Below are 26,213 nucleotides of genomic sequence, written 5' to 3' on the forward strand. Positions count from 1 at the left end.
GTTTAAAAAAGAGTTGGTTCAAAACGCCGTACAGCGGTTGAGCGTATGAAAAAGGACGAAAGCCAAGGGGAGACTTTCGTCCTCAAAAGGGGATGTTGATTTCTACTATCCTCTCAGCATTGAAGGGATGGTCAAAAACTGAGGAATAAAAATAGAAGAAATCATTCAACTTTATGGTAGCGAACAGACGTAAACACATCATTTAGCATGTATTAAGTTTTTGTAAATTATTCCTTCTCCCGCTTCTTCGGGAAGGTTATGGTAAATATTGTACCTTTGTGCTTCGCGCTTTCCACATCAATGCTGCCGTGGTGGGCTTCAACCAGGTGTTTTACAATGGCAAGTCCCAGACCGGTTCCTCCTGAATTGCGGCTCCTGTCTTTATCCACACGGTAAAAGCGTTCAAAAATACGCGGCCACTCTTCCTTGCTGATGCCGATACCGGAATCGGCTACAATGAACACAATGCTGTCCTTTTCCTGTCTCACTTCCGCTCGGATCGTTCCATTTTCCGGTGTGTAGGCGATCGCATTGTTCATTAAATTGATTAAAATCTGTTTGATGCGGGCTGTATCACCATCCATCATGAGATCTTCCTCTTTATGGGAGTTCAGTTTTAACCCTTTGCCCCGCACCGATGGATATAACAGTTCCATCACTTCATCAAATGTCCTTGTTACATTCACTTCCTGCCAGTTCAACTGAAAGAATTCCTGCTCAATATGGGACAGCTCCAGCAGATCACTAATCAATCCCTGCAGCCTATCCCCTTCTTTCCAGATAATATCAAGGAACTGCTTCCTGGCGGTTTCGTCTTCCATGGCCCCGTCCAGTAGTGTCTCTGTGAATCCTTTCAGGGAGGTGACCGGCGTTTTCAATTCATGGGAGACATTGGCGACAAAATCTTTGCGCACTTGTTCCAGCTTTTTCAGCTCCGTGATGTCGTGCAGAACCAAAACGATGCCGCGGAGTTGTTCTTTCTCACCTAAAATAGGAGCACCGTACACATCATAGTGATGCACTTCAATCCGCGAATTCAATTGTACCTGTTGTCTTATTTTTGTTTCTGTCAAAAAAATCTGCTGAATCAATTTAATCAGTGCCGTATCCTGAATCACTTCATGATAAACAAGATGGAGCCATTGATCGGTATCTGCGTCAAATATATCTTTGCAGTACTGGTTAATTAATGTGATATCGCCGCGGTCATTAATGAAAATCAGGCCGCTCCCCATATTGTCGATCAGAGCTTCCAGTCTTTCCTGCTGCGTTTGGTAGCGGGAGGTGATTTGATCCAGGTTGTAGGCAAGAATATTAATGGAACGGGTGAGCTGTCCTATTTCATCCCTGCTTTCCACGTATGTTCTTGCTTTAAAATTCCCCTTTGCCAATTCATTGGCTACATCTGTCACCTGACCAATCGGACGAGTCAGTTGATTGGTTATCCTGTAACTTAACGCCATAATAATAACAAATGCCACCGAGAAACTGATTCCTATAAAAAGCCAGATCCTCTGGTTAATGTCACCAAACCGTTCTACGGGCAGCGCAAGCCGGATATAGCCGCTCTCTCCATTGCGTGTATAGGGATAGGCATAAAACAGCGATTCATCCTCGTTGACCGAGCTGTATCTTATGTTCGTTCCACCGGATTCATCCGCCTGTTCAATCTCGGGAACATGAATGTCTGTGGTTTCATCCGCACCTTCAGCTGTTTCGGCAAGGACTGTACCGTCGTTTCTTATGATTGTCACCCTGACATCCAGACGATCCTGTATGTTTTCTGAAAACTGCTGCATGTCCTGTGTATCCATGTCTTCCATGGCAAGTGCTGCCAAAGCGGCTTCTTTTCCAAGCCTTTCTTCCAGCTGATCGACGTAAGAACCTTTCAAAAGCTGTCCTACCAGTACTCCCAAAGCTGCCAGCACAAATAAAATGACAATCAGAATACCAAATATCAACCTTGTCCGAAATTTCATCATAGGTTGGCAGGCTCCTCAAACTTATAGCCGAGACCTCTCACCGTTTTGATATAAACAGGTTTCTTCGTGTTCGGTTCTATCTTCTCCCGGAGGTGGCTGATGTGGACATCCACGATTCTCGTATCACCTACAAATTCGTAGTGCCAAACCGCGTTCAAAAGCTGATCTCTCGTCATCACCCGGCCTTTGTTGTTTGATAGATACAACAGCAGTTCAAATTCTTTCGGCGTCAGTTCAAGCTGATCTTCATTCACAAACACTTCATAGTTATCCGGATAAATCGTCAAATGGCCGATGACCATTCTGGCGTCATCGTGTCCTTCCTTTTCATCACCGGGTGCATATTGAATCCTCCGTAGAATGGCTTTCACCCGGGCAACCAGTTCTCTCGGGCTGAAAGGTTTAGTCATATAATCGTCGGCTCCAAGCTCCAGACCGAGCACTTTATCAAATTCCTCATCTTTTGCTGTCAGCATTAAAATGGGTACTTTTATTTTTTCCTGTCGTATCTCCCTGCAGACTTCCAGTCCATCCATTTCTGGAAGCATAAGATCCAGGACAACGAGATCGTAGGTATTCGTTTTTATCTTTTCCATTGCTGACTGTCCATCCATAGCTGTATCCACTTCATACCCCGACTGGCCGAGATTGTAGGAAATCAATGTGATGATGGATTCCTCATCATCCACAACTAACAGTTTATGAGACATATTATCCCCCATCCGGCCGAATTCCCCCTTATGAAAACGGCCACTATAATTAGACTGTTTTTCTGGTCAGCGGCTGCATCACACGCTTGTTTTTTCTAAAAAAGTCAGCTGTTTCCAAAAACAGCTGACTTTTCATTTATTCTTCTGGAAGAGCTTCCATGACGCTGCGGACAGAAGAGACAGACTTGGATAACGCAGCCTGTTCTTCTTCTGTCAGATCAAGTTCGATAATCCTTTCCATTCCATTACCGCCGATAATGGTCGGAACACCAAGATAAAGGTCCGATTCTCCGTATTCGCCTTCCAGATAAGCGATCGAAGGCAGCACGCGTTTTTTGTCTTTCACGATGGCTTCCACCATTTTCGTGAGAGATGCCGCCGGAGCGTAATACGCACTTCCGCTGCCGAGAAGGCCGACGATTTCGCCACCACCTTTGCGGGTCCGTTCCACGATGGCGTCAATACGGTCCTCTGAAAGGAGCTTGGTCAGCGGCACCCCGCCGGCATTGGAATAGCGTATAAGTGGTACCATATCATCGCCGTGGCCTCCCAAAACAAATCCCTGTATATCTTCAACAGAAATACCGAGTTCCTGAGAGACAAAGGTTTGGAAGCGGGCGGTGTCAAGAACCCCCGACTGGCCGATAACACGGTTCTTTGGAAACCCGGATTCTTTATAGACGGCGTATGTCATGGCATCAGCCGGATTTGTCAAAACGATGATGCAGCACTCCGGAGAATGGTTAACCACCTGCCGGGTCACCGATTTCATGATGTTGGCATTTGTGTTCACGAGATCATCCCGGCTCATTCCAGGTTTCCGCGCAATACCCGCCGTAATGACTACTACATCGGAACCTGCCGTGTCTTCGTAGTTCGATGTACCGGTAATGTTCACATCAGAGCCTTCCACCGGTGTCGCTTCAAGCATGTCCAATGCTTTTCCTTTTGTCGGATCTTCCATACCCGGAACATCCACCAGCACGACATCCCCGAGTTCTTTCTGAGCCGTCATCAATGCGGTCGTTGCACCGGTAAAACCGGCGCCAATTACGGAAATCTTTCTGCGGTTAATTCCCATCTGCCGGACCTCCTATTTACTGCATGTTTTTGATTAATTCGTCACCGAACTCGGAGCATTTCACTTCTCTTGCTCCGTCCATCAAACGTGCAAAGTCATAAGTAACCACTTTGCTGCCAATCGTCTTATCCATGGATGAAAGAACAAGATCAGCCGCTTCGTTCCATCCAAGGTGGCGCAGCAGAAGTTCACCGGAAAGAATGAGGGAGGACGGATTCACTTTGTCCATTCCTGCATACTTCGGTGCCGTACCGTGCGTCGCTTCAAAAATAGCATGACCGGATTCGTAGTTAATATTCGCGCCGGGAGCGATACCGATGCCGCCGACCTGTGCCGCAAGCGCGTCGGATACATAGTCCCCGTTCAGGTTCATCGTCGCTACCACATCAAATTCTTTCGGGCGGGTCAGGATCTGCTGGAGGAAGATGTCGGCGATTGCGTCTTTGATAATGATTTTGCCGTCCGCTTTTGCTTTATCTTCTGCGGCATTTGCAGCTTCTTTGCCTTCTTTTTCGACAATCTCATCATATTCCTGCCAGGTAAAGACTTTGTCGCCGTATTCGCGCTCGGCCAGTTCATATCCCCACGCCTTAAATGCGCCTTCCGTGAACTTCATAATGTTACCTTTATGAACTAGCGTCACACTCTCGAGACCTTCTTCGAGTGCATAATCAATAGCGGCACGGATCAGTCGTTCGCTGCCTTCTTTTGACACAGGCTTAATGCCGATACCGGATGTTTCGGGAAAGCGGATGTTTTCTGCTCCCATTTCATTCTGAAGAAAATCAATGACTTTCTTTACTTCAGATGATCCTTCCTTATATTCAATGCCGGCATAAATATCTTCTGTGTTTTCACGAAAAATAGCCATATTCACATCTTCCGGATTCTTTACCGGGGATGGCACACCGGTAAAGTGGCGGACCGGGCGGAGGCATGTGAAGAGGTCCAGCTTTTGACGGAGTGCCACGTTTAGGGAACGGATGCCGCCGCCGATCGGCGTACTGAGCGGTCCTTTGATGGCAATCAGGTATTCACGAATGGTCTCAAGGGACTCGTCCGGGAGCCATTCGCCGGTGTTGTTATACGCTTTTTCTCCGACGAGGGTTTCTTTCCAGTGGATTTTCTTCTTGCCGTTATAGGCTTTTTCCACTGCCGCATCAAGGACACGGCTCGCTGCCGCCCAGATGTCAGGTCCGGTTCCGTCTCCTTCAATGTAAGGAACAACCGGCTCATCCGGTACATTCAATACTCCATTTTGTGTTGTGATTTTTTCTCCTTCAGCCATAACAAAAACCTCCTGTATTTATAATTCAAAGGTATGAAAAGTTAAACGTACTACCGCTTTTCCACCGGAATGTATTCCTGCTTATCCGGACCAACATACTCTGCACGCGGACGGATAAGCCGGTTATCGGCATACTGTTCAAGAATGTGCGCGAGCCATCCGGAAACCCGGCTTGTCGCGAAAATCGGGGTGAACAGATCATGGTCGATGCCCAGACTGTGGTAGACAGAAGCAGAATAGAAATCCACGTTCGGAAGCAGTCCCTTTTCTTTCGTGACAATATCTTCGATTTTCAGGGACATGTCATACCATTTGGATTCTCCTGTAATTTCTGTCAGCCTGCGCGACATATCACGAAGGTGTTTGGCGCGCGGATCCCCGTTTTTGTATACGCGGTGGCCGAAGCCCATGATTTTTTCTTTATTATCAAACATTTTCTGAATGTAATCGTCGACACGATCGGTATCTCCAATATCAGAAAGCATAGCCATTACTCTTTCATTGGCTCCGCCGTGAAGCGGTCCTTTCAAAGCGCCGATGGCCGATGTGACACCGGAATAAATATCGGACAGTGTTGCCACGCAGACACGGGCGGTGAATGTTGAAGCATTCAATTCGTGGTCGGCATGCAGAACCAACGCTTTATTAAAGGCGGTCACCGATGTTTCATCCGGTTCCTCTCCATTCAGCATATAAAGAAAGTTTGCTGCAAAACTCAACGTGTCCTTTGGTGCGACCGGCTCTTTTCCATCCCGTATTCTGCTGAATCCGGTAACAATAGCAGGTATTTTAGCCTGCAGGCGGACAGCCTTCTGCTTGTTGGCTTCTTCTGTCATTTCATCCGCTTCATCATCATAAAGACCAAGCTGGGACACTGCGGTTCTCAGTGCTGCCATAGGGTGAACTTCGGAAGTTTTGTAGGCCTTCATGTACTGAAGCACCTCATCCGGAACCTCCATATTGTCAGCCAGATCTTTTGTCAGTTCATCCAGTTCACTTTTCTTTGGAAGACGGCCGTTCCACAGCAGAAAAATGACTTCTTCAAAGGAAGCATTTTCAGCCAGGTCGTCGATATTGTAACCTTGATACGTTAATACATCATCAATAATGGAACTCACGCTCGATGATGTTGCGACTATACCTTCAAGACCACGGGTTGCGCTCATACCTACCTCTCCTTTACTCGAAAATAAAAGACCAGCGTCTGCTAAAAGAAAATGCTTACAATTCACACTTCCCGTCCCTGCTGCATGTACCGGCGGAATCATTAGAATACTCAGTCTGTTCCCGGTATAAACAGCTGCTTGGGTCTTCCGTCTAAAAATCACCAATTACTTCGGACTTACCATCTATGTAAGAAGGACGGTGTATCCGTTCCATTATAAACATTTTTAAAGAAGTTGTGAATGTAAACAGGCTTATTTTGTTCAACCGCCGGCCGATGAGAAAAATTCCACAGCTTTCATGGCCGCATAAGCTATGCCTGCACCGATTAACGGCCCTACAGCGACCCCGTTGAAGAGAGCGACCGCCAGTATGGTCCCAATCACAAGTACGGCGGTAATATGCGGGTCATTCTGCAGCAGTACCACGCCGCCTTTTGCGATTAACGCTACAAATATACCGGAAGCAAGAGCTATCCAGGCATAATACGATTTTACTGCCTCACTAAGCTGTTTAAAACCAATTTCACCGGTCACAATCGGTACTAAAACAGAGACGGTAAGAATAGTCACAGCAATTGGAATACCTTTTGCCTGTAAAAACGGGAATGCTTTGTCTCCCATACCGGTCCATTTCAAAAGAAGCAGGATACCGACTGCGGCTATCAGTGTTTGATTTTTCCCAAGTAGTCCGACCGCAAGCAGAATAAGCATAAAAACGGTTGCCTGCGATATCAACGATTCGTACATCCTTCCACATAGACTTCGTTATTATCCTACCACATCTACATCATTTCTGTCATGTTTCAACAGACTGCCCGGTTTATTTTCTATTCAGAAACACAATGCTGCCGCTGCTCATCAGTTTCTTGAATACTTTCTGCAGGAGGGCTTTCACAATCCCCCTTGTATAGGGAATGAGCAGGAAGAAGCCTGCAGCATCTGTAATAAAACCGGGAGTGAGAAGCACAGCGCCGCCTATCAGTATGCAGATACCATCCAGAGCAAGAGATCCGGGGATTTCATTGTTCTGCATCTGCAGACGTGCGGTGCGCAGTGTTTCCATTCCTTCTCTTCTGGCAAGCCATGCACCGAGGAGGCCTGTCAGGATGATCAGCAGAATGGTGGGCCATACCCCTATAATGTTCCCGGAAAGGATGAGTATCCCTATTTCAAAAGCCGGGACGATAATCAAAAGCAGCAGGAGCCATCTCCCCATTGTTAACAGACCTCCTCATGATGAATGGTGTTTCACGAATACCTGTGTTCTTTAAAGGACACTTGCATGGCCGCGGTAAAGATCCCCGCGTGCGCTGTCCACTGTTACCTCTTCTCCGTCTTCAAAGAGATTCATCGCACCTTCCACTCCTACAACAACCGGTGTTCCAAGGTTCAGCCCGACTACTGCGGCATGGGACGTCAATCCACCTTCCTCGGTCACGACGGCCGCCGCCTTTTCAAAAGCCGGCACCATATCCTTGTCTGTATTGTACGTAACGAGAACGTTTCCGGCCTGCACTTTTTCATTTGCTTCTTCCGCGGTGCGGGCTGTCACGACATGACCGGACGCAGTCCTGCGGCCGATGCCCTGTCCTTTACCAATCACCTCACCGATGACATGGACTTTCATGATGTTGGTTGTTCCCGTCTCGCCAACAGGAACGCCGGCTGTAATAACAACCAGATCGCCATGGCTGACAAGATCCGCTCTCAATGACTCATACACTGTGCTGTCGAGCATTTCATCTGTTGTCTCCGCTTTCTGGCCGAGAAGCGGTGTTACTCCCCAGACAAGGGAAAGCCGGCGGTATACTTTTTCATTGCTCGTTACTGCGACAATTGGTGATTCCGGTCTGTACTTGGATACGATTTTTGCGGTATAGCCGCTTTCGGTAGCAGTCAGAATCGCTGCTGCATCCAGGTCATGCGCGGTATGGGATACAGACTGACTGATCGAATTGGTGATGGAACGGTGACTTTCTTTTTTGCGCTGGTCCAGAATCGTTTCATACTTCAGGGCGGATTCGGCCTTCACAGCGATATTTCTCATCGTCTGCACAGCCTCTTCCGGGTAGTCTCCGGCAGCTGTTTCACCTGAGAGCATGATGGCATCGGTGCCGTCAAAAATGGCATTGGCCACGTCGCTTGCTTCCGCGCGTGTAGGCCTTGGATTCCACTGCATCGAATCGAGCATTTGAGTGGCTGTAATGACAGGCTTGGCCGATGTGTTGCAGTGTTTGATCAGCTCTTTCTGGGCGAGCGGCACATCTTCCGCCGGAATTTCTACGCCGAGGTCCCCGCGCGCAACCATTAAGCCATCTGCGACTTCCAGAATGTCATCGATATTTTCGATTCCTTCCTGATTTTCGATTTTCGGAATGATCTGGATGTCTTCCGCGCCTTTCTCCTCCAAGATTTCTCTGATATCCAAAACATCGGACGGACGGCGTACAAAGGAAGCGGCGATAAAGTCCACACTCTGCTCCACGCCGAATTTAATATCTTCAGCGTCTTTCTCTGTGATCCCGGGCAGATTGACTTTCACGTTTGGAAGGTTTACCCCTTTTTTGTTCTTCAGCTCTCCGTTATTCAATACTTTGGTCTTCACGTCACTTCCCATGATTTCTGTGACTTCAAGTTCAATCAGACCGTCATCAAGAAGTATCTTCTTGCCCGGCTCCAGGTCCTCTGCTATGCCGGGATATGTAACAGAAATTTTGTCTTTTGTACCTGTCACCTCTTCCGGCGATACAATCAGCTGCTGACCTTCTTCCAGATTGATAACCCCGTCTTCCATCGTATGCGTACGAACTTCGGGACCTTTCGTATCAAGCAGGATGCCGACATTTTTTCCGGTTTCGGCAGCAATTTCACGAATGGTGTCAATGCGTCCTTTATGTTCATCAAAATCTCCGTGGGAAAAATTCAGGCGTGCTACATTCATTCCTGCTTCGATAAGCTTTCTTATCATGTCCGGTGATTCACTCGCCGGTCCTATCGTACATACAATCTTTGTTTTTCTCATCATTGTCCTCCTCTTCTAAACAGCTCCAATTATACCACAGTTCCCTTTCTTAACGCCTGCTAAATGGACAGTTCCTGGGACAGACGGTACATCTCTGTGTCGATTTGGTGCTTTTCACTGAGTACGTCGCTGATACCGCGGTGGATTACTTTATTGTTGATGATACCCACCATACATCCTTGTTCACCATTTAACAGCAGTTCCACAGCACTGGAGCCGAGCCTGCTGGCGAGAACACGGTCGTAGCCTGTCGGCGATCCTCCGCGCTGGATATGTCCAAGCACCGTTACTCTCGTCTCGAGTTCTGTCGCATCTTTTATTTTCTGTCCGACATCCGGACCGCTTCCCACTCCTTCAGCTACGATGATGATACTGTGTTTCTTGCCCCGTTCGTGACCGCGGCGGAGCCTTTTGATGATATCGTCCATACTGTATTCCTCTTCCGGAATCAGAATCGTTTCCGCACCGTCGGCAAGACCCGACCACAACGCAAGATCGCCTGCATTCCGTCCCATTACTTCGATAACGTACGTTCTTTCATGGGAGGTGGCTGTATCGCGGATCTTGTCAATCGCGTTAATGACGGTATTCAGAGCGGTATCAAATCCAATCGTGTAATCCGTTCCCGGAATATCATTATCGATGGTGCCCGGAACACCGATGGTTGGAAAACCAATCTCCGTCAACTTCTCCGCCCCGCGGAACGAGCCGTCACCACCGATGACGATCAATCCTTCAATTCCAACAGCATTCAGGTTGTCCACCGCTTTCTGTCTTCCTTCCGGCGTTTTGAATTCGTCACAGCGGGCCGTATAAAGTTTCGTACCGCCGCGGTGGATAATATCACCTACATCGCCGATTTTGAGTTTTTCAATATCATTGCTGAGAAGTCCGGCAAATCCGTATTGTACGCCGTACACCTCCACTTCATGATAGATAGCTTTTCTAACTACGGCGCGGATTGCCGCGTTCATTCCCGGCGAGTCCCCGCCGCTTGTCAGCACTCCTAATTTTTTCAAAATGGTTCACACCCTCATTTAAAAAGTTATTGTTACCTTTTAGACAAGTATAACATGCAGCGTTCCTATCAAGAAAAAATGCTTCCCGAAGAGTTCAGAAAGCATTGGTGTTAGTCACCGGAAGATACAGCGCTTTCACCGGTCGTCTGTCCAATTCGTTTATATTTTTCCCAGCGCTCCTGTACCAATTGTTCTGCCGGTTGATTCCGCAGAGTATGTAACGAACGCTCCAGTACATCATCTATGTAGGCAGCCTGCTGTTTCAAGTCTTTATGCGCTCCGCCTCTTACTTCCGGAACCATTTCATCGATCACACCCAGGTCTTTCAGGTCGGGAGCAGTAATACGCATTGTTTCGGATGCCTGCTTCGCAAACGAGCCATCTTTCCAAAGAATGGAAGATGCTCCTTCCGGTGAAATCACGGAGTACGTGGAGTTTTCAAGCATATGAATATAATTTCCTACACCAAGACCCAAGGCTCCACCGCTTCCGCCTTCACCTATAACCAGGCAGACGACAGGCACTTTCAGCCCTGCCATTTCGGCAAGATTACGGGCTATCGCTTCACTCTGTCCGCGCTCTTCCGCGGCTTTCCCCGGGAACGCCCCTTTTGTATCAATAAAAGTAATAACCGGACGGGAAAATTTCTCCGCCTGCTTCATCAGACGAAGCGACTTGCGGTATCCTTCCGGATGCGGCATACCGAAATTCCGTCTAAGGTTTTCTTTCGTATCTTTTCCACGCTGATGGCCGATAACCGTCACCGGCACCCCTTTATAACGGGCAATGCCTCCTACGACAGCTTCGTCATCGCCATAGAGCCGGTCCCCGTGCATTTCGAGAAAATCAGTGAACAGTTCATCGATGTAATCCAGGGTTGTCGGACGCTCACTGTGCCTGGCAACCTGTACCCGCTGCCACGGCTGAAGATTACCGTAAATATCTTTCTCGAGCTGTTCGAGACGCTCTTCCAGCCTGGTGATTTCGGTGGAGAGGTCGATATCTTTCTCCTCTGTAAACGACTTAAGTTCCGCAATCTTTTCCTTTAGTTCAACAACCGGTTTTTCAAACGGAAGATAGCTGTGCACGTTCACTCCCCCCCCTCTGTTGTTTCTTTATAGTTATGAAAATCAAGTACTGTTGACAGTTCCTGTTTCAACTGGTTTCTCGGAATCACACGGTCGAGATGCCCGTGCTGCAGCAGAAATTCCGCCGTCTGGAAATCCTCCGGCAGCTCTTCCCGGATCGTTTCTTCTATGACACGGCGTCCGGCAAAACCTATCATTGCCTTTGGTTCCGCGAAATTATAGTCCCCGAGAGACGCAAAACTGGCGGATACTCCGCCGGTTGTCGGATCTGTCATCACCGAAATATACAAGAGACCCGCTTCATCCATCCGTTTCAGCGCAGCGCTTGTCTTCGCCATCTGCATAAGGCTTAAGACTCCTTCCTGCATACGGGCGCCGCCTGAAGCCGAAAACATAATAAAAGGACGTTGTTTCTCCAGCGCACGTTCAACAGCACGAGTGATTTTCTCCCCGGCTCCCGATCCCATACTTCCCATCCGGAATCTCTTGTCCATGACAGCCAGCACCACAGGGCAGTCACTCATATATCCTTCACCGGTAACCACTGCTTCATTCAACCCAGTCTTCTGACGGTCTTTTTCCAGCTTTTCCTCGTATTCCGGGAAATCAAGCGGATCCGCAGAAGCAATATTCTGGTCATATTCTTCAAATGTCCCGTCATCGAGCAGAAATTGAATACGGTCATGTGCATTCATCGGCAGGTGATGACCGCAGCTGAAACAGACCATGTGATGTTTTTTCAGTTCTTTCGTGTAGATAATGGACCGGCACTGGGGACATTTTGTCATGACACCGCTGTTCATTTGAGCGGGCTGTTCACGGTCGGATGGAATCGTCGCGTATTTTCTTTTTTTGTTGAAAAAGTCTTTTAATGACACGAGGACACCTTCTTTTATCGTCTGTATGTGAAAACAGGAAGCCGCCTTTTTTACAGGCAGCTTCCGGGCTTTTTCCTCTCCGGTTTTCTTCCCTGTTACTCTTTATCAATGATGGAAAGCCGGCTCGTCTTTTCTGCTACGTAGTCAGGATCCACCTCTTTACGCGCAACACCGGTTTCCATCGCCGTTTTCGCAACAGCAGAAGCTACCGCAGGGGCCACACGTGGATCAAAAGGAGCGGGGATGACATAGTCCGAATGCAGTTCGCTCTCTTCAAGCAGATCCGCAATAGCATAAACCGCCGCTTTCTTCATTTCTTCGTTGATATGAGTGGCATTGACTTCCAGAGCTCCGCGGAATATGCCTGGAAAAGCAAGAACATTGTTGATTTGATTTGGAAAATCGGATCTGCCGGTACCGATAACGGAAGCTCCTGCTTCTTTTGCTTCTTCCGGCATGATCTCAGGATCAGGATTTGCCATAGCGAAAACAACCGGATCTTCATTCATGCTCTGCAGCATTTCTTTTGTGAGAGCGCCTGCCACCGATACACCGATGAACACATCGGTTCCTGCAACTACATCCGAGAGACTGCCTTCCTCTTTATCTTTGTTGGTTACTTTGGCGATTTCCGCCTTCTGATCATTCATGCCGGTGGTTCTGCCTTCATAGATGGCCCCTCTCGAATCGCATAGAATCACATCGCGGACTCCCATGCTCAGAAGAAGTTTAATAATGGCTATACCAGCTGAACCGGCACCATTGACGACAATCTTAAGCTCGGACAAGGATTTTCCGCTCAGTTTCAGCGCATTAATCAATCCGGCTGCCGTTACGATGGCTGTACCGTGCTGATCGTCGTGAAATACAGGAATATTGACTTCTTTTTTCAAGCGCTCTTCAATGATAAAGCAGTTCGGCGCCGCAATATCTTCGAGGTTCACACCACCGAATGTCGGCTGAAGCAGCTTAACCGTCTCCACGATTCTGTCCACCTCGGACGTATCAAGGCAGATCGGGAACGCGTCTACTCCTGCGAAAGATTTGAATAATACCGCTTTGCCTTCCATAACGGGAAGAGCAGCTTCAGGGCCGATGCTGCCCAGTCCCAGAACAGCTGAGCCATCTGAAACGACAGCTACCATATTGCCTTTCATCGTGTAGTCGAATACCTTCTGCTTATCTTCAAAAATTGCTTTACAAGGTTCGGCCACTCCGGGGGAGTAAGCAAGACTTAAGTCTCTTGTGTTACGAACAGGAACTTTCGATTTGGATTCGAGTTTCCCCTGGTTTTCCCGATGGATCTGCAATGCTTCTTCTCTCGTCGTTGGCAAATTCTCCACTCTCCTTCTTCCTGGTCCGCATTCTGATGATTACTCTGTATGTTTTCAGCCACTGCAAAACTTATCTTATTATAACAGATGAAATGAACTTGTTCACCCTCTGTGTTTCTTTAAAACTACAAATTCTTCGGGAAGAACAGTCTTTAAATCATTCAGGAGAGCGTCTTTTTCAGAAACCCGGTATTTATCGGACAGCCGGACAGCTGTTTTCTCATTTTCATAATACAGGCAGACAAGTGTCCCCCCGGGATAGCGTTTTACAATGTCCTTGATTTTTTTCGCTTTCTGCACATCGCCTTGACGGCTTGTCAGTTTTAAATACAGGACATCATCCACTGTCCGCTGCAATTCTTCAAGATCGAGTACTTCATCAACAAGAAGTTTATTTCCCTCCGCTTTTTGATCCGCACGGCCACGGATTAAAATCGGCCGCTGTTCCTGCAGAAGATTGTGGGACGTGCGGTACACATTCGGGAAAAATACAGCTTCCATCGAACCTGTTCCATCGGTCAAACTGGCAAAAGCCATCGACTGGCCCTGTCTTGTCCGGACATTTTTTACTTCTTCCACCATTCCCGCTGCCCAGACTCCATTTCGATTGCCGGGCAGTTCCTCATGAAAAGACACCGGTTCAAATGGGGCAAGGACGCGATCGTATTTGTGAAGCGGATGACCGGTGAGGTAAAAGCCGGCGGACTCTTTTTCAGCTTCATAGTTTTCCAGTTCCGTGAACGGCGGCATATCCACAAACCTGAAATCCATGTGCCCCTCCGGCAGGAGACCCCCTACATCTTTTTGAAAGGCTGCATACTCCACCGCCCTGTCCAGTGACGCAAGCAGCACAGCCCGGTCGGTGCCGAACTCGTCAAAAGCTCCGGCTTTAATCAGCATTTCAAGCGGACGACGCCTCCACACATCCGGGTTCAATCTCATAAGAAAATCGATAAAGCCACTGTATTTCACGTGCCTGCGCTCCTCTATCAAACTTCGTATCATTTCCGCATTTACGTTTTTAACCGGAAGAAGTCCGAACCTTATGGAACGGGAGGCCGCCTGAAATACTGCTGTACTCTCATTGACGGAAGGAGGAAGAATGGCGATATCTTTTTGCGCCGCCTCCCGTATATATTCCCCCATTTTATCCGGATTTCCAGCGTGAAGTGTTAGAAGGGCTGCGTAAAAATGGGCAGGGTAATGAGCCTTCAGATACGCGAGCTGGTAGGCAATGAGACTGTAGGCTGCTGCGTGGGAGCGATTAAATCCATAATCAGCAAACTTTACAATCAGGTCATAAACAGCTGATGCGGTTTGTTCATCATAGCCTTGTTTCTGTGCTCCTGTTACAAACCGTGTTCTTTCCTGGTCGAGCACACGCCTGTCCTTTTTGCTCACCGCGCGCCGCAGCAGATCCGATTGACCAAAAGAGTACCCTGCCATCGTAGACGCAATCTGCATAATCTGCTCCTGATACACGATAACGCCGTAGGTAGGCGCCAGTATGTCCCGAAGATCTTCATGAGGATATTCCGGCTCGGTTTGATTATTTTTTCTTTCGGCATAAACAGGAATATTTTCCATAGGACCAGGACGGTACAGAGCATTCACTGCTGCGATATCTTCAAACCGTTCGGGCTGAATCTGTTTAAGAGCACGGCGCATACCTGCCGATTCCAGCTGAAAAATGCCCGTTGTATCGCCGTTTGAGAGCATTTTGTAGGTAGATTCATCATCAAGTGGAAGACGGCGCAGATCAATGGTTTCGTTTTCTCTGTAACGAATGGACGCCGTCATCCGCTCGAGCAGACTCAGATTCTTCAGACCGAGAAAGTCCATTTTCAAGAGACCCAGTTCTTCGAGGTCATCCATCGGATACTGGGTAAGCAGAATATTTCCGTCTTTTTTCATCAGCGGCACATGATCAAACAACCGGCTTCCGCTCATGACAACGCCGGCAGCATGGACGGAAGTATGCCTTGGAAGGCCTTCAAGCTGTACAGCGAGACGAAATACGGCATACGCCGTCGATTCTTTTTCTAAAAGGTCACGCATGACTTGATTATCCTTATATGTTTTTCGAAGGGACGTTCCCGGACCCTGCGGCACAAACGATGCGAGTCTGTCCACAAGAGCCTGCGGGGCTTCCAGAATCCGACCTGCATCACGAAGCGCCGCGCGCGCTCCAAATGTCCCGAACGTAACGATTTGTGCAACATGCTCCCATCCATACGTCCTGGCTGCATACTCCATCACTTCATCACGGCGGTAATCAGGAAAATCAATATCAATATCCGGCATGTTCAGACGTTCCGGATTTAAAAAACGCTCAAACAACAGGTTATGGCGGACCGGATCAATGTCAGTGATTTCAAGGACGTACGAGACAAGACTTCCGGCCGCCGACCCCCGCCCCGGGCCTACGAGCATGCCCTGCCGCCTTGCAAAGTCCACAAAATCAGCAACAAGTAGAAAATAATCCTCAAATCCCATGTCATGAATAATTCCGAGTTCATGCTCCAGCCGCTCCAGGACAGTTTGCTCCGGCTCCCCAAACCGGTACTTGAGTCCCCGGAAGCATTGATCCCTCAAAAAAGACTCCGCCGTATGCCCTTCCGGAAGCGGAAAAGATGGAAGCAGCGACTGGTTAAAATCAATGGTCACATGGCAGCGCTGTGCAATCCGGCCCGCCTCCCGTACAACGTCCGGTTCATTCTCCATAAGCCGGCGGATTCCTTCTTCATCTTTCATCCAGCCCTGATGCTTTATATGTTCCAACGATACGTCTGACAACGGCTTCCCTGTTTCCACCGCCTTCAAAGCAAGAAGCGCTTCCCGTTCGTCAAATGATGTCATATGTACATTAAAACCGGCAGCAAGAGGCAGCTTCTGCTGTGCGGCCAGTTCTTTCCAAGCCTGTATCATATCATCTTCGTCCTGCACCGGCTGTCTTTCCATATACATAGATAACGCTCCAACGCGGCCGGTCCAGGCTTCGAGTACTTCTTCAGCACCGGAGGGATCTCCATCCCGGAGCAAAGCAGCCGGTTCACTCTCAGCATAGGGAAACAGCACAACGGCATTCTCCAGAACAGCAGCCGTTCTGTCTAACGTAATGACCTGCTCCGTCTGTTTTATCGTGGATAGACGCATCAACTCACGATATCCGCTGTTATTTTCGGCGAGAAGCAGCACTGGGAAGCTGCCGCTTCGTTTTAAGCCTTCCACCCACAGCTCTATTCCGATAATCGGTTTAATACCGGCTTGTTCACACTTTTTATAAAAGGGAATAACACCATGCATCCCATTTTTGTCCGTTATGGCGAGAGCTTCCATTCCGGCATCGGACGCCTGCTCAATAAGCGTGTCCATCCGCGCTGTACTCTCCAGGAGACTATATTCGGTATGAATATGTAAATGGACAAACTCCATATCCGTCAGCTCCTTTTTGTTCCATTCTACGTTTAAGTATGAACAGCTTTTCCATGGAAAACAAGCATATCCTCTTCGTTCATTTCTTATATTTATAGTACAGGCGGTATGGAAGATGTCAATAGAAAGGGGTCGAACAGAAGATGAGCAGGGATTTCGCTGGAACTCTTGTTATGGATTTTTTTGTCGCGTTCGGTGTCATTATCGGCGGTTCTTTGATTGGAGGGATGGGAGCGCTAATGATAGGAAGGCCCCCTCTTTCCACCATTCATGATCTCGCTTCCGGGCTTAAAATCTGGGCGCTGGTCGCAGCCATAGGCGGCACATTCGATGCGATCACGTCGCTTGAAAGGGGTCTTTTTGCCGGCACCCACGCCGACATGTATAAAACCATTGCCATGATATGTGCAGCACTCGGCGGTGCCAATACCGGCACGTTAATTATTCAATGGATCACGCAGGAACAGATAACGTCATGAGAATTCCTCCGTATTACAGAAGACCGGGATGGCAGCGTTTTTTTGCCGGCACTGTCATCGGCGGCCTCGGGGGATGGGCCTTTTTCTTGTTCCAGTTCGGAGCTGTTCATGAAGAGCTCGTCATTGAAATCAATAAGCAGCGGATTCAGATTGAAGAACAGGAAGAGCAGATCGAAGTCCTTCGAAGCGAGGAACGACGGCGAAATGAAGAGAATGAGCAGAAACTGACCATTCAGGACATTGAACTGCTTTTCACGAATGAAAAAAGTACAGAGTTAAATGAACTGGCGTTGTATGAATTAAGGCAGCAGGCAGAAGACACAGTAAAATTTTTGAACGGAAAAAATATCGAGAGTGTGGTGGAGGGAAAAGAATTGATAAAAAAAGCGGTGGAAAATAAACGCTATGAAACCGGGGATAACGAGTTCCGGCTCAGCATCCGCGAGATGCACATTTACTCCACCCTCGAACTTCACCTGAAGATTCTTCCGCCGGAACAGGAAACATCCTGATCCTGCTTGAAATGCCAGTCCGGCGTGTTAACAGTCTGGCCAGGAACCCTCATCCGGGGGAAGCAAACGATCAGGATTCGTACTCCCGGCACAATTCTTTCAGCTCCTGAATGACCGCCTGCACTTCCTGTTCATCCACAGCTTTTGCACCGGATGCCATTGGATGTCCTCCCCCATTATGGGCCGCTGCGATATGGTGGATGGCAGGTCCTTTGGAACGGAGACGAACGCGGTAATACTCCTCCTGTTCGACGAAAAAAACCCAGGCCTTAAGCCCTTTTGTTTCCGAGAACGAATTGACAAGCGCCGATGATTCATTGATTGAAATATCATATCGTTCCAGCATTTCTTTTGTAAGCCGGGCTACACCGACTCCTTCCGGTGACAGTTCAAACTGCTGCAGTACTTCTCCCTTAAGACGAACAAGCTTCTCCTCACTTTCATAAAAACGTGTGAATAACTCCGTCGGATCAAAAGGAAAACGAAGGGCCTCTGCTGCCAGCCTCAAGGTGTCCGGTGTCGTATTGGAAAATTGGAAACGTCCCGTGTCTCCCACAATCCCGGCATACAAAAGGCGCGCCGCCTCCGTCGTCATTTCCCAGCCTTTTTCCTCCCTGGCGGTTAAGAACAGATCAATGACCATCTCGGATGTAGAGCTTGCATCTGTGCTCACCCAGCTGTCCTGCCCGTAAACTTCCACCTCGGGATGATGGTCGATTTTCACCACATAATCCGCAGCGTGCCACATTTGGCCATCAATCCGCTCCGTATTCGCCGTATCGCATACGATGACGAGAAAACCATCCGATGACGTCAGCGTTTCTTCGGTTCCGGTCATTTCTGTGAGAAAAGAGAGGGATGGTTCGTCTTCCCCGATGGTACATACGGTTTTTTCCGGATAATTATGCTGAATCAATGCCGCCAGGCCGCCCTGGGACCCCAGTGCATCCGGATCCGGTTTCTCATGACGGTACACGCCGATAACAGAATATCTTTCGATGGTTTGCAATATTGTCTGTTTCATGCTATCTTCCTTTCTGTCAGCTGTCATAATAAAACGATTTCGTGCTTCGCATGTTAGTCTTGGGAGGGAAATAAATGACCCCTGTTTTTATCATTATTCTCACAGCAGCCATTGCGGTGTATGTCTATTACAAAGTGAAAGCCGTCCGCACAAGAGCCCATGCCCACAGACGATGGGTGCAGGCCAAGGCCAATATCAGCCTCGGGGTTTTTATGGCGGCGTTTGGAGCGAACCTGCTCCAGTTGATCCGTGGTCCTGTTGATATTATTGTGGGTATCGTCTTTCTTCTTATCGGTGCCGCCAATATTGTGTTTGGCTGGAGAGCCTATCGCATACACGGCCCCTACGCTGCAGAAGAAGCGAAAAGACAGCGTCTGGCCGACGAGCAGAGGCAGGGACGTTCGTAAGCGCGGACGCCCCGCAGCACGCTGATTTACCTGTCCAGCATCTGTGCCATCATGAGGGCTTTCCCGACGATGCCGCCCTCATGGTACAGTTCAACATCCACTTTTCCATGCCTTCTCCCCACTTCGAGCAGTTTTCCTTTCATATCAACCGTGCTCTCAATCTGAACAGGCTTGATGAAATACAGGGTAATATTCTCCACAACAATATCCCCCCGTTTATACTGACGGAGCAGACGGCTTCCGGTCTCGGTGACAAGCGTCGAAAGGACACCGTAGGATATCATGCCGAGATGATTTGTCATCTGAGGGGTGACGTCACATTGATAATGGTAGTCGGAATCCGGTCCTGTTTCATGGAAGCGTCCGGTAATCAAATCATCAATCGTTTCCCCGACATGAGGCTGCCGCTGGGTCATCTGCAGTGCTTTCAGCACATCCTGACGGCTGATCACACCAAGAAGCCGGTTCTGTTCATCTATTACCGGAAGCAGTTCAATACCCTCCCAAACCATAACGTGCGCCACAGAAGCAACAGACGTTCTTTCTTTCACCGTGATGGGGTTTTTGGTCATAACCTGATCAATCGGAACGCTCATGTCGGCTCCAAGGACGTCTTTTGCGGCCACCATTCCGCGTACTTTCATGTCATCGTCAATGACAGGATAACGGCTGTGGCTGGTATGGCCGTTTATTTCGTGCCACTTTTTCACATCGTTATCAATCGAAAGGAAAAAAGTATCCTGCAGGGGAATTAATATATCGTCTACCAATACAATTTCTTTTTTGATCAACTGGTCATAAATAGCCCGGTTGATCATGGTTGCCACCGTGAATGTATCGTATGTAGTGGAAATGACCGGCATCCCTAGTTCATCGGCCAGTGCAATGACACTTTCATTCGTATCAAATCCACCGGTAATCAGCACGGCGGCTCCGGCTTCAAGCGCCAGCTTATGTACCTGGTAGCGGTTCCCGACAATCAAAAGGTTGCCCGGCTCCACGTACCGCATCATCGCATCGAGTTTCATCGCTCCTATCACAAAGCGGTTGAGTGTTTTATGAAGTCCGTTTCTGCCACCAAGCACCTGCCCGTCCACAATATTAACCACTTCGGCATAGGTCAGCTTTTCAATATTGTCCTTCTGCTTCTTTTCAATACGGATGGTGCCAACCCGCTCGATCGTGCTGACCAGTCCTTGATTCTCCGCTTCTTTAATAGCCCGGTACGCTGTGCCTTCACTGACGTTCAGCGTTTTGGCCACGCGCCGCACCGAAATCTTTTCTCCCACACCGAGCTCAGTGATGTGCTGTAATATCTGTTCATGCTTTGTCGCCAATCTGCTTTCCACCTCTCCTTCGGCTCAAACTGTATCATTTATTCAATGATTCTGTATTACTTTTCATTATACGCAGGCCATAACAGGAAAGCAAGACGACCCATCGGACAGAGCATGCAGAACAACAATGAAAGCGTAATCTTATATGCGGTGAAACACGTTATATATAAAAAAAGCTGTTTCAAGGTTTACAGCATTACCTTGAAACAGCTGTTCAGTCGATTCTTTATAATTGAATCGATCCACCGGGCTCCACAGCCCGTCCCTTTACAGGGGAAATCGATTCGATGAACGCGTCACCGTCCTGGTTAATGGTCGGGAATGTGTTGTAATGGACCGGCACGACGTACTCCGGTTTAATCCATTCTACCGCTTTGGCAGCGTCAATCGGACCCATTGTAAAATTATCTCCGATCGGAACAAAAAGAAGATCGATATTACTGCGCTCTCCAATCATTTTCATATCCGAAAACAGCCCAGTGTCTCCCATATGGTAGATGGTTTTACCCTCTGCTTCGAAGATAATCCCCGCCGGCATACCGGTGTACACAATATTTCCGTTTTCTTCGGTATACGAGGAACTGTGAAAGGCCTGCGTGAGCGAAACCCGTCCGAAATCAAAGGTATAACCGCCGCCGATACCAAGTGGATGTGTTTCCAGACCCTGCTGACCAAGATAGGCAGCCAGTTCAAATGGAGCCACAACAAAGGAGCCGCTGCGTTTGGCTATGTCAATGGTGTCTCCCACATGGTCTCCGTGTCCGTGGGTTAAAAGAATAACATCCGGATTCACGTTTTCTGCGTTTAAATCCGTATTTCCATTACCGGTAATGAAAGGATCGATTAAAATACTTTTTCCATTCGCTTCGATATGAACGACTGAATGGCCGTGATATGTTACGTTCATCATTTATGCCTCCTTTACTTGATACCGGTAATGGTGTTCCCCTTTTCTTTCGCTCTTTAAACATTTTTTCGAATACATTTCTGCATTACTTGTCTTGTTCCCAAAGCCAGGTGTACAACTCTCCTTCACCATCCTGCCAGCGTACATCCAGGCGTTTGAGCGGAGGAAGATCCGTGTTCTGGAACACTTCGGCAAGCTCTTCTTTCGTGGATGACGGTGAAATGCCGGTCTGCTCATACAGTTTCTCGACATGCGGCCGCGCCTTTCTCCCGTGCCATGCCCTGCCTTCTGCATGGTATTCATACGAATCAGGACTGTTGTATTCCCAGTGAAAATAGGTTCCATCCTCGGTCTCGGCTGTTGCCTGAAAGAGAAAAACTTCGTTTAGGGAAGCTGCAGCTGCACTGCTGCTTCCAGCCGCCAATATCAGAAAAACGGCTGCTGCCGCTTGTAAGTTTTTCATACTTATCACCTCTGTCGGTTAGGGTGTGCGGCAGAGATGATTTTTATACCCGGAAGTCAGCGCCATTTATTCAATACGTCCACACCACCTGTGATTTCCAGGACAGAACCGGTGATCATATCCGAATGTTCCTCACATAAAAACGTAATGGCACGGGCGATATCTCCGCCGGCTGCAGGACGTCCCACCGGTGTTTTTGAATCCTGTCCGCGGCGGGCTTCCGGAATGGAAGCTTCTTTATAATCTGACGTGACGACACCCGGACATACCATATTTACCGTAATGCCGTTTTCTGCTTCTTCAATGGATACGGATTTGGTCAGGGAGACAAGTCCGGATTTCGCAGCCGCGTAGGCCGAACGGTAAATCCACGCCGGGGCACTGCCGGCTCCCTGAAAACCGTACGTGACAATACGTCCGTACTGCTGCTCTCTCATCACAGGGATTACTTCCTGGAAAAGGTGGAACACCGCGGAAAGATTCCCCTGAATCATCTCATTCCATTCTGTTGTAGAATAGTCCATTAATTTTTTTCGTTCAAATACATAAGGACCGGCATTGCATACGAGCACATCCAGCCTGCCGAATTGTTTAACAGCGGAGGAAGCGAGTGTTTTTATGTCTCTCTTTTCTGTCATATCAGCCTGAACGAAATGAAGGCGGTCCCTGAAGGTCGTCCATTCCTTCTTCATCGCTTCGGCAGCTTCTGTGTCCCGGAAATAACTGACTGTTACGGAGTATCCATGTTGGAGAAATTCTTCGGCTGCCTTTTTCCCCAGTCCTTTCGTCCCTGCTGTAACCAGCGCGTGCCTCATCCTGCAAACCTCCTTCAATCATACAGGTATATTATACATCATTTACAAACACGTGGGAAAAACATTGACGTTTGACTCTTTTGCGGGAAGGGAATTATAGTAAAAATTCAGATAATCAAATGGTTATTTGATTACTTCAGGGAGGGAATATCATGACGGTTTATAAAAATATTCTCGTAGCCGCAGACGGTTCCAGGGAGTCAAAAACCGCGCTGAATAAAGCGGTGGATATGGCATTGGATCACCAGGCCGCTCTTATCATTGTTCATATCATTGATACCCGTACCTTTGCGACGATTGAACAGTACGACAGAACCGTTGTATCCCGGGCGGAGGAGTACGGACGGGAACTTGTAGAACAGTTCAGGAAAGAGGCAGAACAGGCCGGAGTGGAAAAAGTAAGCACTGTCATCGACTTTGGCTCGCCCCGGGTTAAAATTCCTAAAGACATCGCCAGAAAACACGAGGTTGATTTGATTATGACCGGTGCCACCGGACTGAATACGGTCGAACGAATTTTAATCGGCAGTGTATCAGAAGGTGTGGCAAGACAGGCAGAGTGCGATGTGCTGATTGTCCGTTCCTGAGCCTTTACCGCAGCGAAAAAACCAGCCGCATGGTTTTCATGCCGGCTGGTTGAAAGAAGTGTTGTTTTTTTATTTCTCCTGTATTTTCCGCTTCGCCTTTTTTATGGCGCTCCGGACCTGGTCGAATCCGGTTCCACCGGCGCTGTTCCGTCTTCCCACGACGGTGGACGGTTTCAGTACCTCGTAAATATCTTCTTCAAACAGCGGACTGGCTGTTTGGTATTCTTCCAAAGAAAGATCCAGCAGGTATATTCCTTTTTCGATACACTGGAGCACCAATTTTCCGACGACTTCATGAGCTTCCCGGAACGGCAGGCCTTTTGCTGCAAGATAATCGGCGAGTTCGGTCGCATTGGAAAAATCCGAATGGGTCTCTTTTTCCATGACACCGGTGTTTACACTCATCGTTTCTATCATACCGCTGAAAATCTTAAGAGAACCTTCAAGCGTTGTAACGGTATCAAACATGCCTTCTTTATCTTCCTGCATATCTTTGTTATAAGCAAGAGGAAGTCCCTTTAAAAGCGTCAGCAGAGAGACAAAATTGCCGTACACCCGGCCTGTTTTACCGCGCACGAGTTCCGCCATATCCGGGTTTTTCTTCTGCGGCATAATACTGCTTCCGGTGGCAAATGTGTCATCGAGCTCCACAAAGTTGAACTCCTGACTCGACCATAGAATTAATTCCTCGGAAAAACGGGATAAATGCATCATAATCATGGATGCCGCACTCATGAATTCCAGAATAAAATCCCGGTCACTTACCGCATCCAAACTGTTATCGTATACCCCGTCAAAGCCAAGCCGTTTTGCTGCATATTCCCGGTCGATTGGAAATGTTGTACCGGCAAGCGCCCCGGCGCCGAGCGGCGACACATTCAACCGTTTCAGACTGTCTTCGAGTCTTGTGTAATCCCGCTCAAGCATCCAGAAATAAGCCATGAGATGATGGGCGAACGATACCGGCTGCGCCCGCTGCAGATGGGTATACCCCGGAATAATGGTTTCCACATGGTTTTCAGCCTGCCCAAGAAGCGCCTGCTGCAGCTGCTTGATATTATCCATGATTTCGATGGTATGTTTTTTTAAGTAAAGATGCATGTCCGTTGCAATCTGATCATTACGGCTCCGGCCGGTGTGAAGTTTTCCACCAACCGGTCCGATTTCATCTGTAAGAAGTTTTTCAAGATTCAGATGAATATCTTCATTCTCTACAGAATAGTCAAGCTCCCCCTGCTCTGCTTTTTCCTTCAGCGTTTCGAGTCCTTTTTTTATGGTAGAGGCTTCTTCCACCGTCAGGATATTACAATATTCCAGCATACTGACATGGGCTAGGCTGCCTTCGATATCTTCATGCACCAGTTCCTGATCAAAAGGAATGGATGCCCCAAAGGCATCCACCCATTCTTCCGCACTTTTTGTAAATCTTCCGCCCCACAATTTCATCAGACGTTGACACCGTTTCTGTTAACCATGCTGTGTACTTTTGTAGGAAGTCCCCACAGGTTGATAAACCCAATCGCGGATTGATGATCAAATTCGTCATCCGGCGTATAGGTAGCAAGCTTTTCATTGTAAAGGGAGAGATCAGACTTCCTTCCTTCCACGACAGCGTGCCCTTTAAACAATTTCACTCTGACAAACCCTGTTACGTTCTGCTGTGTTTCTTTCAGAAATGCTTCTAGACCATCTCTGATTTGGGAGAACCACAGTCCGTCGTAGATGACTTCGGAAAGTTTTTTCTCAATAACCGGTTTGAAGTGTGCCACTTCTTTTGGAAGCGTCAGATCTTCTAGTTCTTTGTGGGATTGAATAAGGGTCATCGCACCCGGGCACTCGTAAACTTCTCTTGATTTGATGCCGACCATTCTGTTCTCCACATGATCGATTCTGCCGACGCCGTGTTTCCCGGCAACACTGTTCAGCTCCTGAATCAAATCATCCAGTTCATAGGTCGTACCGTTCAGGGCCACCGGTCTGCCCTGTTTGAATTCAATTTCCACTATGTCCGCTTCATCGGGTGTCTTTTCCAGAGGATTCGTTAATGCGTACGCACCTTCCGGAGGAGTCGTCCACGGATCTTCGAGAATGCCGCACTCATTACTTCTGCCCCATAAATTCTGGTCGACCGAATACGGATTGTCGAGGTCAATCGGGATCGGAATCTCATGCTGTTTCGCATATTCGATTTCTTCATCCCTGGACCAGCCCCAGCTTCTCACCGGCGCAAGAACTTCCAGTTCTGGATTAAGTGCCTGGATGGAAACCTCAAACCTAACCTGGTCGTTTCCTTTTCCGGTACAGCCGTGGGCTACCGCATCGGCATTGGTCTGTTCCGCGATTTCAACCAGTTTCTTGGAAATAAGAGGTCTGGAGAGAGCGGAAACAAGCGGATACTTCTGTTCGTATAATGTATGAGCCTGCATAGCCGGAAGGACAAATTCTTCGGCGAATTCTTTCGTTGCATCGACGGTATAGGATTGAACCGCTCCGACCTGCAGCGCTTTATTCTTTACAGACTCAAGATCATTTCCTTCTCCTACATCGAGACCTACCGCCACTACATCATATCCCTGATCCGCAAGCCACCGGATCGCTACAGATGTGTCGAGTCCCCCGGAATACGCCAAAACAACTTTCTTGTTCGCCATGTGTATGATTCCCTCCATCTTCAGGTGA

At 48.3% G+C, this 26,213-nt stretch carries 24 protein-coding genes; 4 read left to right on the top strand and 20 right to left on the bottom strand.

Annotated elements, in window-relative coordinates; translation table 11 throughout:
• Positions 1-227 precede the first annotated feature (227 nt).
• The 13 genes from pnpS to dnaE all read right to left on the bottom strand — a co-directional run bounded on the left by pnpS (position 228) and on the right by dnaE (position 17,003).
• A complete protein-coding gene (gene pnpS, locus BM124_RS13165; protein WP_093338187.1) occupies positions 228-1,982 on the bottom strand; it encodes a two-component system histidine kinase PnpS in 1,755 nt (584 codons plus the stop codon).
• A complete protein-coding gene (locus tag BM124_RS13170) occupies positions 1,979-2,692 on the bottom strand; it encodes a response regulator transcription factor (protein WP_093338286.1) in 714 nt (237 codons plus the stop codon). Before BM124_RS13170 ends, pnpS begins: the two co-directional genes overlap by 4 nt.
• Positions 2,693-2,828: 136 nt before the next feature.
• Positions 2,829-3,773 carry a malate dehydrogenase gene (gene mdh, locus BM124_RS13175; protein WP_093338189.1) on the bottom strand — a complete coding sequence of 315 codons (945 nt, stop codon included), beginning with the start codon at positions 3,771-3,773 and terminating at the stop codon, positions 2,829-2,831.
• 16 nt (positions 3,774-3,789) lie between these two features.
• Positions 3,790-5,079 carry an NADP-dependent isocitrate dehydrogenase gene (gene icd / locus BM124_RS13180; RefSeq protein ID WP_342028637.1) on the bottom strand — a complete coding sequence of 430 codons (1,290 nt, stop codon included), beginning with the start codon at positions 5,077-5,079 and terminating at the stop codon, positions 3,790-3,792.
• Between the two features lie 32 nt (positions 5,080-5,111).
• A complete protein-coding gene (citZ, locus tag BM124_RS13185) occupies positions 5,112-6,227 on the bottom strand; it encodes a citrate synthase (RefSeq protein WP_093338192.1) in 1,116 nt (371 codons plus the stop codon).
• Between the two features lie 261 nt (positions 6,228-6,488).
• Positions 6,489-6,962 carry a DUF441 domain-containing protein gene (locus BM124_RS13190; RefSeq protein WP_093338194.1) on the bottom strand — a complete coding sequence of 158 codons (474 nt, stop codon included), beginning with the start codon at positions 6,960-6,962 and terminating at the stop codon, positions 6,489-6,491.
• Between the two features lie 85 nt (positions 6,963-7,047).
• On the bottom strand, positions 7,048-7,443 hold the full coding sequence (locus tag BM124_RS13195) for an FxsA family protein (RefSeq protein ID WP_093338195.1): 396 nt from the start codon (positions 7,441-7,443) through the stop codon (positions 7,048-7,050).
• A 51-nt stretch (positions 7,444-7,494) separates the two neighbouring features.
• A complete protein-coding gene (gene pyk, locus BM124_RS13200) occupies positions 7,495-9,249 on the bottom strand; it encodes a pyruvate kinase (protein ID WP_093338197.1) in 1,755 nt (584 codons plus the stop codon).
• A 59-nt stretch (positions 9,250-9,308) separates the two neighbouring features.
• Positions 9,309-10,268, bottom strand: coding sequence for a 6-phosphofructokinase (gene pfkA / locus BM124_RS13205; RefSeq protein ID WP_093338199.1), 960 nt, complete (start codon positions 10,266-10,268; stop codon positions 9,309-9,311).
• Positions 10,269-10,378: 110 nt separating this feature from the next.
• Positions 10,379-11,356 carry an acetyl-CoA carboxylase carboxyl transferase subunit alpha gene (gene accA, locus BM124_RS13210; protein WP_093338201.1) on the bottom strand — a complete coding sequence of 326 codons (978 nt, stop codon included), beginning with the start codon at positions 11,354-11,356 and terminating at the stop codon, positions 10,379-10,381.
• Between the two features lie 2 nt (positions 11,357-11,358).
• The gene (gene accD / locus BM124_RS13215; RefSeq protein WP_093338202.1) at positions 11,359-12,234 is read right to left on the bottom strand and encodes an acetyl-CoA carboxylase, carboxyltransferase subunit beta; all 876 of its coding nucleotides are present in this window, start codon (positions 12,232-12,234) and stop codon (positions 11,359-11,361) included.
• A 95-nt stretch (positions 12,235-12,329) separates the two neighbouring features.
• Positions 12,330-13,568: an NADP-dependent malic enzyme gene (gene ystJ, locus BM124_RS13220; protein WP_093338288.1), complete on the bottom strand. Its 1,239-nt coding sequence runs from the start codon at positions 13,566-13,568 to the stop codon at positions 12,330-12,332.
• A gap of 102 nt (positions 13,569-13,670) precedes the next feature.
• Entirely contained in the window at positions 13,671-17,003 is a 3,333-nt protein-coding gene (gene dnaE, locus BM124_RS13225) for a DNA polymerase III subunit alpha (protein ID WP_093338204.1), read from the bottom strand.
• 143 nt (positions 17,004-17,146) lie between these two features.
• On the opposite strand from dnaE, the gene ytrH reads away from it, so the two are divergent.
• Positions 17,147-17,482, top strand: coding sequence for a sporulation membrane protein YtrH (ytrH, locus tag BM124_RS13230; RefSeq protein WP_093338206.1), 336 nt, complete (start codon positions 17,147-17,149; stop codon positions 17,480-17,482).
• On the top strand, positions 17,479-17,994 hold the full coding sequence (gene ytrI / locus BM124_RS13235; RefSeq protein WP_093338207.1) for a sporulation membrane protein YtrI: 516 nt from the start codon (positions 17,479-17,481) through the stop codon (positions 17,992-17,994). The genes ytrH and ytrI overlap by 4 nt, the downstream gene beginning before the upstream one ends.
• 70 nt (positions 17,995-18,064) lie before the next feature.
• On the opposite strand, the gene BM124_RS13240 is transcribed toward ytrI, so the two are convergent.
• Complete coding sequence (locus BM124_RS13240; RefSeq protein ID WP_093338209.1) at positions 18,065-19,018, bottom strand: DHH family phosphoesterase; 954 nt, start codon at positions 19,016-19,018, stop codon at positions 18,065-18,067.
• Positions 19,019-19,092: 74 nt separating this feature from the next.
• Here BM124_RS13240 and BM124_RS13245 point away from each other — a divergent pair, with 74 nt between their 5' ends.
• On the top strand, positions 19,093-19,425 hold the full coding sequence (locus BM124_RS13245; protein ID WP_093338210.1) for a YtpI family protein: 333 nt from the start codon (positions 19,093-19,095) through the stop codon (positions 19,423-19,425).
• Between the two features lie 26 nt (positions 19,426-19,451).
• Here the strand turns inward: BM124_RS13245 and BM124_RS13250 are convergent, their stop codons facing one another.
• The 4 genes from BM124_RS13250 to BM124_RS13265 form a co-directional block, all read right to left on the bottom strand.
• Complete coding sequence (locus tag BM124_RS13250) at positions 19,452-20,762, bottom strand: CBS domain-containing protein (protein WP_093338212.1); 1,311 nt, start codon at positions 20,760-20,762, stop codon at positions 19,452-19,454.
• Positions 20,763-20,988: 226 nt separating this feature from the next.
• Complete coding sequence (locus tag BM124_RS13255) at positions 20,989-21,669, bottom strand: metal-dependent hydrolase (protein WP_093338213.1); 681 nt, start codon at positions 21,667-21,669, stop codon at positions 20,989-20,991.
• Positions 21,670-21,754: 85 nt separating this feature from the next.
• Complete coding sequence (locus BM124_RS13260; protein ID WP_093338215.1) at positions 21,755-22,132, bottom strand: hypothetical protein; 378 nt, start codon at positions 22,130-22,132, stop codon at positions 21,755-21,757.
• A gap of 56 nt (positions 22,133-22,188) precedes the next feature.
• A complete protein-coding gene (locus BM124_RS13265; protein WP_093338216.1) occupies positions 22,189-22,947 on the bottom strand; it encodes an SDR family oxidoreductase in 759 nt (252 codons plus the stop codon).
• A 152-nt stretch (positions 22,948-23,099) separates the two neighbouring features.
• On the opposite strand from BM124_RS13265, the gene BM124_RS13270 reads away from it, so the two are divergent.
• Positions 23,100-23,534, top strand: a complete 435-nt coding sequence (locus tag BM124_RS13270; protein ID WP_170841142.1) for a universal stress protein — start codon at positions 23,100-23,102, stop codon at positions 23,532-23,534.
• Between the two features lie 69 nt (positions 23,535-23,603).
• Here the strand turns inward: BM124_RS13270 and argH are convergent, their stop codons facing one another.
• Both argH and BM124_RS13280 read right to left on the bottom strand, forming a co-directional pair.
• Positions 23,604-24,983, bottom strand: coding sequence for an argininosuccinate lyase (gene argH / locus BM124_RS13275; protein WP_093338219.1), 1,380 nt, complete (start codon positions 24,981-24,983; stop codon positions 23,604-23,606).
• On the bottom strand, positions 24,980-26,185 hold the full coding sequence (locus BM124_RS13280; RefSeq protein ID WP_093338221.1) for an argininosuccinate synthase: 1,206 nt from the start codon (positions 26,183-26,185) through the stop codon (positions 24,980-24,982). Before BM124_RS13280 ends, argH begins: the two co-directional genes overlap by 4 nt.
• Between the last annotated feature and the right edge of the window lie 28 nt (positions 26,186-26,213).

Origin of the sequence: Salibacterium halotolerans (assembly GCF_900115625.1) — a bacterium.
Taxonomy (GTDB): Bacteria; Bacillota; Bacilli; order Bacillales; family Marinococcaceae; genus Salibacterium; species Salibacterium halotolerans.

What these genes read in the sequence shown, in the direction of transcription:
- pnpS (WP_093338187.1), bottom strand. Translation starts at nt 1,982, where the DNA reads ATGATGAAATTTCGGACAAGGTTGATATTTGGTATTCTGATTGTCATT.
- BM124_RS13170 (WP_093338286.1), bottom strand. Translation starts at nt 2,692, where the DNA reads ATGTCTCATAAACTGTTAGTTGTGGATGATGAGGAATCCATCATCACA.
- BM124_RS13255 (WP_093338213.1), bottom strand. Translation starts at nt 21,669, where the DNA reads ATGAACGTAACATATCACGGCCATTCAGTCGTTCATATCGAAGCGAAT.
- ytrI (WP_093338207.1), top strand. Translation starts at nt 17,479, where the DNA reads ATGAGAATTCCTCCGTATTACAGAAGACCGGGATGGCAGCGTTTTTTT.
- citZ (WP_093338192.1), bottom strand. Translation starts at nt 6,227, where the DNA reads ATGAGCGCAACCCGTGGTCTTGAAGGTATAGTCGCAACATCATCGAGC.
- BM124_RS13265 (WP_093338216.1), bottom strand. Translation starts at nt 22,947, where the DNA reads ATGAGGCACGCGCTGGTTACAGCAGGGACGAAAGGACTGGGGAAAAAG.
- dnaE (WP_093338204.1), bottom strand. Translation starts at nt 17,003, where the DNA reads ATGGAGTTTGTCCATTTACATATTCATACCGAATATAGTCTCCTGGAG.
- mdh (WP_093338189.1), bottom strand. Translation starts at nt 3,773, where the DNA reads ATGGGAATTAACCGCAGAAAGATTTCCGTAATTGGCGCCGGTTTTACC.
- BM124_RS13195 (WP_093338195.1), bottom strand. Translation starts at nt 7,443, where the DNA reads ATGGGGAGATGGCTCCTGCTGCTTTTGATTATCGTCCCGGCTTTTGAA.
- ytrH (WP_093338206.1), top strand. Translation starts at nt 17,147, where the DNA reads ATGAGCAGGGATTTCGCTGGAACTCTTGTTATGGATTTTTTTGTCGCG.
- pyk (WP_093338197.1), bottom strand. Translation starts at nt 9,249, where the DNA reads ATGAGAAAAACAAAGATTGTATGTACGATAGGACCGGCGAGTGAATCA.
- BM124_RS13260 (WP_093338215.1), bottom strand. Translation starts at nt 22,132, where the DNA reads ATGAAAAACTTACAAGCGGCAGCAGCCGTTTTTCTGATATTGGCGGCT.
- BM124_RS13245 (WP_093338210.1), top strand. Translation starts at nt 19,093, where the DNA reads ATGACCCCTGTTTTTATCATTATTCTCACAGCAGCCATTGCGGTGTAT.
- BM124_RS13280 (WP_093338221.1), bottom strand. Translation starts at nt 26,185, where the DNA reads ATGGCGAACAAGAAAGTTGTTTTGGCGTATTCCGGGGGACTCGACACA.
- BM124_RS13270 (WP_170841142.1), top strand. Translation starts at nt 23,100, where the DNA reads ATGACGGTTTATAAAAATATTCTCGTAGCCGCAGACGGTTCCAGGGAG.
- BM124_RS13240 (WP_093338209.1), bottom strand. Translation starts at nt 19,018, where the DNA reads ATGAAACAGACAATATTGCAAACCATCGAAAGATATTCTGTTATCGGC.